This window comes from Nocardia sp. NPDC102475 (assembly GCF_055584605.1).
In genome coordinates this window covers 108,290-117,353 of sequence record NZ_JBVJLS010000001.1, presented here as the reverse complement: position 1 = coordinate 117,353, position 9,064 = coordinate 108,290, and the positions used below count along the sequence as shown (strand labels likewise).

Sequence of the window (9,064 nt, the reverse complement as noted above, 5' to 3'; positions counted from 1 at the left end):
CGGATCATGTCAGTACTCCACTTCTTGGTTGCGTCCATCGAGCGGAGCGTCGTGACCTCGTCGGATCATGTCAGTACTCCACTTCTTGGTTGCGTCGGCGAATGGTCGTGACCTCGTCGCGCTGATTTCCGGTGGGGCCGTGGTAGTTCAGCGCGAAGGACTGCTGCGCATAACCGCCGATGAGATGCGATGGCTTGATCATGATGCGGGTCAGCGCGTTGTGAATGCCGCCGCGCTTACCCTTGCCTGGCTGCTTATCGGGTGCGCTCCAATCGAATCCGCCCGGCCCGCCCTCGATGCGCGGCACATCCACCGCCCGGTCCTGGGCGTGGTACATGAACACCGTGCCCTCGGGCATCCGGTGGCTGACGATGGCGCGCGCGACGACCACACCGTTGCGGTTCACCGCCTCGATCCAATCATTGTCCGACACACCGATTTTCGCGGCGTCCCGATCCGACATCCAGATCGACTGCCCGCCGCGCGAGAGTGTCAGCATGTGCAGGTTGTCCTGGTACGCCGAGTGGATGGACCACTTGGAATGCGGGGTCAGGTACCGAACGGTGACGCCGTTGTCACCGACGGACCCCACCCCTGGCTCGCTGAACAGCGCGCTCATATCGAGCGGCGGCCGGAATACCGGCAGCTGCTCGCCGAGTTCGGCCATCCAGTCGTGATCGAGGTAGAAGTGCTGGCGCCCGGTCAGGGTGTGCCATGGCTTGAGTCGTTCGGTATTGATGGTGAACGGGGAGTACCGCCGTCCGCCGGTCTCGCTGCCTGACCACTCCGGCGAGGTGATCACCGGCACCGGCCGGGATTGGGTGTCCGCGAAGGTGATTCGCTTGCCCGCGTGCTCGGCGGCGAGATCGGCCAGCTCGGTGCCGGTGCGCCGCTCCAGCGCTTGGAAACCCTCGACCGCGAGCCTGCCGTTGGTGGTGCCGGACAGCGCGAGGATCGCCTCGGCCGCGTGGGTGTCCTTGGCCAGCGACGGACGTCCCTGGGCCACACCGGAAACCACGGTGCCGTTGACCCCGGCGAGGTAGGCCACCTCTTCGTCCGGATGCGTGGTGACGCCCTTGGTGGTGACGCCGAGCGTATCGATCAGCGGTCCGAGCGCGGCCATCTTCTCCGCGAGTTTCGGGTAGTCCCGCTCGACCACGACCAGCTTGGGCATGGTCTTACCCGGAATCGGTTCGCACTCACCGGCTTTCCAGTCCAGTACGCGCCCACCGGCCTGTGCCAGCGCATCCGGCGAATCGTGCTGCAGCGGTACCGCGACGATATCTTTGCGCTTGCCCAGATGCTTCTCGGCCATCCAGGAGAACCCGCGCGCGATCCGGTGAAACGCCTCGAAGTCCGTCTTGGCCTCCCACGGCGGGGAGATGGCGGGGGAGAAGGCGTGCACGAACGGGTGCATATCGGTAGAGGACAGATCGTGCTTCTCGTACCAGGTGGCCGCGGGCAGCACGATATCGGAGAACAGCGTGGTACTGGTCATCCGGAAGTCCAGCGACAGCAGCAGATCCAGCTTCCCGCTCGGCGCCTCCTCACGCCAGACCAACTCCTGCGGCCGCACACCCGCGGTGTCGGTGGTCTGCAGATTGGAGTCCGCGCCGAGCAGGTGCTTGTGGAAGTACTCGTTGCCCTTGCCGGAGGAGCCGAGCAGATTCGCCCGCCACACGGTCAGGCAGCGCGGAAAGTTCTCCGGCGCATCGGGATCTTCGCAGGCGAAGCGCAGGTCACCGGATTTCAGCCCGTCCACCACGTGTTCGGGCGCGGTCTTGCCCGCGGCCTCGGCCTCGTCCGCCAGATCGAGCGGATTGCGGTCGAACGTCGGATAACTCGGCATCCAGCCGAGGCGACTGGCCAGCGCGATATTGTCCGCGGCGGTGCGGCCCGCGAATTTCCCCGTGCCCAGCGGGGAAGCGAAGGACTGGGCGGTGAACGGGTCGTAGCGCCACTGGTCATTGCTGAGGTACCAGAACACCGTGCCCTGCATCTGACGCGGCGGTCGCTGCCAGTCCAGGCCGAAAGCCAGGGTGGACCAACCGGTTACCGGACGGCACTTCTCCTGGCCGACGTAATGCGCCCAGCCGCCGCCGTTCACGCCCTGACATCCGGTGAGCAGAGTCAGCGTGAAGAAGGAGCGGTAGATCTGGTCGGAATGGAACCAGTGGTTGGTGCCCGCACCCATCAGGATCATCGAGCGGCCGCCGGATTTATCGGCGTTATCGGCGAATTCGCGGGCGATCCGCTGCGCCTGTGCGGCGGGTACGCCGGTAATGGCTTCCTGCCAGGCCGGGGTGTAGGGCTCCGCGGCATCGTCGTAGCCGGTCGGCCACGTGCCGGGCAGCCCGTCGCGTCCCACGCCGTACTGCGCGAGCAGCAGGTCGAATACCGTGGTGACGCGCTTACCCGCGACGGTGATCGTCGGCACGCCACGCACCAGCACGCCCGCGGTATCGGTATCGAAGCGCGGCAGCTGCACCGCGACCGGGTGCTGGTCGGCGCGGTCGTACAGGGTCAGCAGCGGATCGACGCCCTCGAGGTCCAGATTCCACTTGCCAGCATCACCCGCGGTGAAACGATGTCCGAGCGAACCGTTGGGCACCACCGGATTGCCCTCGGCATCGAGCAGCACCATCTTGTGCTCGGCGGTCTCGTCGGTGTGGCCGAGGTCGGCGGCGGTGAGGAATTTGCCGGGCAGCGCACCGTCGTGGTGGTAGTTGCCATCGGCGTCCCAGCCCTCCGGATCGTCGAGGCACACCAGGAACGGCAGGTCGGTATAGCGCTTGACGTAGTCGAGGAACCGCGGCGTGCTGCGCTCGACGAAGAATTCCTCGAGGATCACATGGCCCATCGACATGGCAAGGGCCGCATCGGTTCCCGGTCGCGCGGGCACCCATTCATCGGCGAACTTGGTGTTGTCCGCATAGTCGGGTGAGACCACGACGACCTTCTGACCGCGGTAGCGCGCCTCGGTCATGTAGTGCGCGTCCGGCGTCCGGGTCACCGGGACATTCGAACCCCACATGATGAGATAGCCCGCGTCGAACCAGTCGGCCGATTCCGGCACATCGGTCTGATCGCCGAACACCTGCGGGGAGGCCACCGGCAGGTCGGCGTACCAGTCGTAGAACGACAGCATCGAGCCGCCGAGCATCGAAATGAACCGTGCGCCGACGGCATGGCTGACCATCGACATGGCCGGAATAGGCGAGAACCCGGCCACCCGGTCGGGCCCGTACTTCTTGATCGTGTGCACGTGCGCGGCGGCGGCGATTTCGGCGGCCTCCCACCATTCCGCGCGGACGAATCCGCCTCTGCCCCGAGAAGACTTGTAGCGCTTGGCCTTTTCCGGATCCTCCACAATGGATTCCCAGGCAAGCACCGGATCCTTGAGCCGCTCCTTCGCCTCGCGATACAGCTCCAGCAGCACGCCGCGCACATACGGGTAGCGCACGCGCGCGGGGGAGTAGGTGTACCAGGAGAAGGACGCGCCGCGCGGGCAGCCGCGCGGTTCGTATTCGGGCTTGTCCGCGCCGACCGACGGGTAGTCCGTCTGCTGCGATTCCCAGGTGATCACGCCGTCCTTGACGTAGATCTTCCAGGAGCAGGACCCGGTGCAGTTGACCCCGTGCGTGGAGCGCACCACCTTGTCGTGCGACCAGCGATCGCGATAGAACTCGTCGGCACTGCGCCCACCCACCTGATGCAGGCTGCGCTGATCCGCCGAGACCTCGCCCCGGTGGAAATATTTGCCGAGACGCAGCAGTGCGTCACTTGCGTCGGTAGGTTGCCGATCGGCCGAATCGGAGGACGCGGAAGCCTGAGTGCGCGAATTAACCACGACGCCCCCTTCGAGCTGTGAAACCGGGCTGTTGCACCGACTGTAAGGAGGGCACGACGCACGTCCAAACGAATCTCTCACAGCCCGCACGCCGCGACCGTGAGGTGTGAGGTCGACGCAACGTGGCGGTCACCGCGCGATTGCCGCGAAATGCCGAAGACATCGATGCGACCAGGGCGGATCCACTCTGACCGGCCGAAATACGGCGCGCGGATGGTGTTTCGGGTGCTAGCCGGTGATGCTTTGGAAACCGCTGGTTCTCAGGCGGTTTACATTTGTTAACACATCCGGCGCGAGCTCGGAAGGTCGATTCCGTACCCGCGCGCGGTGGTGGAGTCGTCCCGCGCGGAGCCATCCTGTGGGCCGCCGATCCATTCGCTGTTGGTTTGCCAACCGTCGAGGTGTCAGCGGGTCGGGCCGCGGCGCCGGGGTGCGCGGGGCATTCGATGCGTTGTCGTTTTCGACCCGCCGCGAACTTGTCACGGGGGTGAACACCGCGAAGGGTCCGGAGGCGCCGCGTCGAGAAGGCGGTCGCCGCGGCGAGCTGGTTCTACCGGCCGCTCGGCACGAATATTATTGCTGCTTCAGCACATTCGAACGCGGATCAGATGTCCGCGTGGCGGCCCCGACACGCGGGCGTTGGTCGGAAATTAGAGCAAACCCTTCGTTTAATATCGGATCGGCTCGCCTTCTGTGCAGACCTACCCGACTTTGTCGATACACCTAAGCTTCATAGGAGTGGATTGCTGTGCCAAGCAGGTCGACCGATGGCGGTGACGGGGCTCCACTGCGCCCGCCCACGTTCGGGGGTGAGTTGCGCAGACTGCGCGACGATCGACGTATTTCGCGCGAAAAGCTGGCATTCGCCGCTGGCGTGAGCGCCAGCTATATCACCCACCTCGAGGGCGGTGATCGGGAACATCCCACCAGAACGGTGGTGAATGCGCTCTTCGGATATCTGGATCGGATCGCGCCGCTCACCGATGCCGAACGCAGACTGTTTTTCGATCTGGCCGGATTGGGTGTGGACGGATTTCCCTCCGTGCTCGAACTGCGCGATGAGATCGGCACGGATATGCGCGACGGACTGCGCCTGCACGAGCCGAATGCGGCGGGCTATGTCGATACCCGGTGGAATGTCCTGTCCTGTAATGACTCCTACGCCGCCGCATTTCCCGGTCTGGTCGACGACGTGAATGTGCTGCGCTGGTTCTTCGGCAACGAGCTGTCCAAACAGGTCATGGTCGAATGGGAGCGCGAGGCCGCGCTCACCGTCGACTGGCTGCGCGGACTGATCGGTCAGTCCGGCAATACCGCCTGGTCCACCGAATTCCTCGACGAACTCGGCGCGTATCCGGAATTTCGAAGAATGTGGGCGGCAGGCGGTACCACCTACGGCCGGGATCGGCCCATGCATGTGCGCGATCTCGGCTCCGGGGCGTGTTATCGGCTCGATGCCCAACTGTTCCGGGTGGATTCGGGCAATCATCCGGGTAGAATTCAATTCTTCCTCGGCATCCGGAGCCTATGTGCCAGCCACTGACCAGTGTAGATACCTCCTGGGGTGCGCCGGATGTCACTATTATCGGGACAGCGCCACACCGAACGTATTTGATCCGCTCATCGGAAAATCGAAAACGGGAGGCATTCCATGATCCGCAATGCTCGTGGCTCCGCCCAAACGGCCGTCGATCCCGGCGTCGAGTTGCGTTCCGCACTGGAAGCGCTGCTGCTGCACGACGCCGTCGGATTGGATGCCAAAATGCGCCACGCTATCGCCGCTGTGGTCCATTTGGCCGTTGATACCCCGCATGGCGCGCCCGAGGACGCCGAAGAATTCCTCGGCCGCCTCGACGCCGCCTGGCTACTCGCCGCTTGGTCGGGCCGGGACAGCGAAATGTCGCTGATCGCCACCCTGGCCGCGGGTGATGTGCCCGCGCTGTCCTGGTGTGAACTCATGTTCACCACCGCCCTTGCCCCCTGGTCCATCAATCCGGCGGCGGTACACGCTCGGCGCATTTTCGCGACCGTTGAGCCCGGCCGCCTGGGCGCGGTCCGCCCGTCGATCGGCATCTCCGGCGCCTGATGCTCCCGCAGTGGCTCAGGGCAGGCTCAGTTCCGCGAACGAGGAGATCCAGTGATGCGGGGGACGTGGGGGATTCGGCTCACCGGGACGGTGGACACCGGTCACCGACCAGCCCGCGGTGACGGCGGCATCGAGTTCGTCGGGATGGTCGGACAGGAACAGGATGCGATCGGCAGGGGTGCCGATGGCGCTCGCGATCTTTTCGTAGGAGGCGGCTTCGCGTTTCGGGCCCGCGCTGGACAGGTCGAAGTAGCCGCTGATCAGGGCGACCAGCTCGCCGCCGCGGGCGAAGGTGAACCAATCCTGTTGGTTGCGTACCGATCCCGAGGAGTAGACATAGAGCCGCAGACCTGCGGCGTGCCAGGCGGCGAGGGCGGGCGGGACGTCCGGGAAGAACTCCCCGTGCAGTGCGCCGTTGCGGAAGCCCTCGGCGCAGATGATGCCCTGTGCGGCTTTGAGGGGCTCGGCCTTCACATCGGAGCCGAGCCAGTCGCGCAGGATCGCGGCGACCTCGTCGGTGTCGGCATCGGGTCGGTCGGCGAGTTCGCGGGTGGCCGCGATAATGGGAGCGGCCGCGGCCGTACGGTTTTCGGCCAGCCATTCGGGCAGGCGGGCGCGGGTGTAGCCGTAGAGATCCTCGCGTACCGAACTGGTCGGGCTCGTGGTGCCCTCGATATCGATGACTACGGTGGCGATCACGGGGCCGTCAGCAGCTGATCGAGGGTCGGGAAACCCGAGCTGATGGGGTCACCGGTGAAATCGCCGACCCACCCGTCTTCCTCTTCGAAGAAGCGGATGGCGATGAAGTCGGGCCGGGTGCCCATATCGAACCAGTGCAGTGTGCCCGCGGGGACCGAAAGCAGGTCCCCGCCTTCGCATACCGCCGCCACGACCTCGGCACCCAGATGCAGATAGAAGCAGCCGCGGCCGGCCGCGAAGAACCGCACCTCGTCCTCGGCGTGCCGATGCTCGTTCAGGAACTTCTCGCGCGCGCCCTCGGCGATCTGCGGCCACTCCGGATTCGCGTCGTCGGGGTGGATGCGGGCGATATCGATATGCTTGTAGCGCCCGGAGGCATTGAGTTCGGCCACGCGGTCGTCGTATTCGGCGAGCAGTTCGTCCGAGGCGGTCTCGGTGGCATTGTCCAGCACCGGCCAGCGATCGAAAGTGATACCGCGGGCAGCCAATTCGGCGCCGATCACCGCATCGTCGGTGGTGCGCAGCAGTACCTTGTCGGCATCGTCGGCGGCCATAACCTGCAACAGCGTCATGATGTCAGTCCAATCTCGAGGATCTCGTTCGGATTGCGCGTGGTGAAAGCCTGCCGACGGCCGGTGCGGGACACCAGCTCACACAGGGCTTCGAGGCATTCGGCGCGGTCGCGTGCCTGGGAAAGATTGTCTCCCCATGTCGTGATCCCATGTCCCGCGATGGCCAATACCGGTGCGGCGGTGGGATTTTCGAGCAGGTAGGCCTCGATATCCGCGCCGATGCGCGCGACGTCGGGCCAATTCGGGAAGACGGGCAGGTCGAGGACGGCCGGATAGGTACCGTCCGGCTCCTTGGCCACCAGACCCTTGATGAGTTCGTAGTCGGTGATCCGCAGGGTGGTCATTGCGTCGGGGGAGCCGGAGCGGGTCACGGCGGCCGTCGCGTAGGGCGGATGAATGTGGACAACGGCTGCGGCGCCGGTGGTTCGGTACACCGCCGTGTGAATTGTGGTCTCCGCCGAGGGCTTTCGCCGCTGATCCGGTGTCGGCGCGGAGTCGGCGATGCGGACGGTCACCATATCCGCGTCGGTCAGCTCGCCCTTGGACAAACCGCTGCCGGTGATCACCGCGGTAGCGCCGGTGCGCACCGAGATATTGCCCGCGGTGCCCGGCATCCAGCCCCGCCCGTACAACTCGCGTGCGATATCGGCGATGGCCGCGCCTTCGGCATTCGCGCCGTATACGACACCCAGTTCGGTGACCACCGCCGTCACCAACTCCGCGGGCGTCACATCGAAGGCCGGGTTGAAAGCCTCGGTATCGACGGGAGCCGTTGTGACACCGCCGAATCCGGTCACCTCGGCGGTCGCCCGCTGTTCGACGACGATGTCCGCACCGGTTGCCATCTTCGGATCGCGCGTCGACTCCGGAGCCACCACGATGAACGGAATGCCGTGGTGGTGGGCTGCGATGGCGAGGCCATAGGTGCCGATCTTGTTCGCGACATCGCCGTTGGCGGTCACCCGGTCCGCGCCGACCAGCACGCAGTCCACCTGACCGGTCGCCATCGCCCACGCGGCGGCGGAATCGATGGTGAGCCGATGGGGTATGCCCGCCTCGGCCAGCTCCCAGGCCGTCAGCCGGGCGCCCTGCAATAGCGGCCGGGTCTCGTCGACCAGGACATTCTCGATCGCGCCGCGCTCCGACAGCACCCGCATCGCACCGATCGCGGTGCCGAAGGCGCTGGTCGCCAGCCGCCCGGTATTGCAGTGCGTGAGCACCCGCACCGGCCGGTCCGGGCAGAGTCGTTGCACGAGATCGGCGGCATGGGTCGCGGCGGTCTGGTTGACCCGGGCGTCCTCGGCCAGCATGGCGAGGGTTTCGGCGAGTACCGCATCGGCACCGAGCGGCACCTTGGTCAGTACCCGCCGCACCGCCCAGGCCAGATTGACCGCGGTGGGCCGGGCGTCCGCGATCCGCGCGGCATCCGCCTCGGCACGCGCCACGTCGACGACACCGTCGGTGGTGTGCGCGGCGGTGGCGATGACCACGCCGAACGCACCGGCGATACCGATCGCGGGCGCGCCGCGGATGGCCAGCGTTTTGATGGCGTCGATCACCTGGTCGACCGTGCTGAGCCGCAGCTCGCGCACCTCGTGCGGCAGTTCGCGCTGGTCGATGGTGACCAGCGCACCGTCGTCCCAGATCAGGGAACTGTCGTTCATCAGGTGCATCCTTCGGTCGGGCATAGCGGGGTGTTGTCCCTGGTCAACGGTATCGGACGGGCGGTACCGCCGGAAATCCGCACCGCAGGTGCACCCGGCTCATTCCGCGACGAACTCCGCCTCGCGTTCCACGGGCAGCGGCGAGTTGATCGCGCAGCGTTCCAACGGCGGCGATGCCGTCGAAATCCTTGGC

The 9,064-nt window shown here is 65.9% G+C and carries 6 protein-coding genes; 2 read left to right on the top strand and 4 right to left on the bottom strand.

The features are described 5' to 3' along the window. Positions 1-70: 70 nt before the first annotated feature. On the bottom strand, positions 71-3,850 hold the full coding sequence (locus tag ACZ60G_RS00505; RefSeq protein WP_465806011.1) for a nitrate reductase subunit alpha: 3,780 nt from the start codon (positions 3,848-3,850) through the stop codon (positions 71-73). A 748-nt stretch (positions 3,851-4,598) separates the two neighbouring features. On the opposite strand from ACZ60G_RS00505, the gene ACZ60G_RS00500 reads away from it, so the two are divergent. Together ACZ60G_RS00500 and ACZ60G_RS00495 are read left to right on the top strand one after the other, a co-directional pair. Continuing rightward, a complete protein-coding gene (locus ACZ60G_RS00500; protein ID WP_465806010.1) occupies positions 4,599-5,393 on the top strand; it encodes a helix-turn-helix transcriptional regulator in 795 nt (264 codons plus the stop codon). A gap of 108 nt (positions 5,394-5,501) precedes the next feature. Continuing rightward, entirely contained in the window at positions 5,502-5,936 is a 435-nt protein-coding gene (locus ACZ60G_RS00495; RefSeq protein WP_465806009.1) for a hypothetical protein, read from the top strand. A gap of 15 nt (positions 5,937-5,951) precedes the next feature. Here the strand turns inward: ACZ60G_RS00495 and mtnC are convergent, their stop codons facing one another. Genes mtnC through mtnA form a run of 3 tightly spaced genes read right to left on the bottom strand, consistent with a single transcriptional unit; the run spans position 5,952 to position 8,871 of the window. Next, complete coding sequence (gene mtnC / locus ACZ60G_RS00490) at positions 5,952-6,635, bottom strand: acireductone synthase (RefSeq protein ID WP_465806008.1); 684 nt, start codon at positions 6,633-6,635, stop codon at positions 5,952-5,954. Further along, the gene (locus ACZ60G_RS00485) at positions 6,632-7,207 is read right to left on the bottom strand and encodes a 1,2-dihydroxy-3-keto-5-methylthiopentene dioxygenase (RefSeq protein WP_465806007.1); all 576 of its coding nucleotides are present in this window, start codon (positions 7,205-7,207) and stop codon (positions 6,632-6,634) included. Before ACZ60G_RS00485 ends, mtnC begins: the two co-directional genes overlap by 4 nt. Further along, positions 7,204-8,871, bottom strand: coding sequence for an S-methyl-5-thioribose-1-phosphate isomerase (mtnA, locus tag ACZ60G_RS00480; RefSeq protein WP_465806006.1), 1,668 nt, complete (start codon positions 8,869-8,871; stop codon positions 7,204-7,206). The genes ACZ60G_RS00485 and mtnA overlap by 4 nt, the downstream gene beginning before the upstream one ends. Between the last annotated feature and the right edge of the window lie 193 nt (positions 8,872-9,064).

Excerpts from the sequence above, each read along its gene's own strand:
- ACZ60G_RS00495 (WP_465806009.1), top strand. The coding sequence starts at position 5,502 with ATGATCCGCAATGCTCGTGGCTCCGCCCAAACGGCCGTCGATCCCGGC.
- ACZ60G_RS00485 (WP_465806007.1), bottom strand. The coding sequence starts at position 7,207 with ATGACGCTGTTGCAGGTTATGGCCGCCGACGATGCCGACAAGGTACTG.
- mtnA (WP_465806006.1), bottom strand. The coding sequence starts at position 8,871 with ATGAACGACAGTTCCCTGATCTGGGACGACGGTGCGCTGGTCACCATC.